The following is a 608-nucleotide window of genomic DNA, read 5'->3' as shown; positions in this document are numbered from 1 at the left end:
GACGCGACCTTTGCGACGGACAATCTGGAGGCCGGCAAGCTGATCGGCGCCTGGGCCGCCGCGACGCTCGGCGACAAGGCGAAGGATGCCAAGATCGGCTTCCTCGACCTGACGCCCTCGCAGCCGACGGTCGACGTCTTGCGCGATCAAGGCTTCATGATGGGCTACGGCATCGACGTGAAAGACCCCAACAAGATCGGCGACGAGGACGATCCGCGTATCGTCGGCCACGATGTCACCAACGGCAACGAAGAAGGCGGCCGCAAGGCGATGGAGAACCTTCTCCAGAAGGACCCCGGCATCAACGTCATCCACACCATCAACGAGCCGGCAGCCGTCGGCGCCTACCAGGCGCTCAAGGCCGTGGGCCTCGAAGGCAATGTGCTGATCGTGTCGGTTGATGGCGGCTGCCCCGGCGTGAAGTCGGTCGCCGAGGGCGTGATTGGTGCGACCTCACAGCAATATCCGCTGCAGATGGCGGCACTCGGCATCGAAGCGATTGCCGCTTTCGCCAAGGACGGGACGAAGCCCAAGCCGACCGAAGGCAAGGATTTCTTCGACACCGGTGTCAACCTGGTGACCGACAAGCCCGCGGACGGCGTGAAGTC

General features: G+C 64.0%; 1 protein-coding gene. It reads left to right on the top strand.

Going from position 1 to position 608, the window contains the following annotated elements; genetic code table 11:
* Positions 1-608, top strand: a 608-nt coding sequence (locus EOA86_RS37475) for a substrate-binding domain-containing protein (RefSeq protein ID WP_164892446.1), incomplete at both ends; no start/stop codon positions are given.

Source organism: Mesorhizobium sp. M5C.F.Ca.IN.020.32.2.1 (assembly GCF_004023105.1).
Lineage (GTDB): Bacteria > Pseudomonadota > Alphaproteobacteria > Rhizobiales > Rhizobiaceae > Mesorhizobium > Mesorhizobium wenxiniae.
Note: the sequence above shows the minus strand (reverse complement) of the source record. Positions and strands in the feature narration are given on the sequence as shown.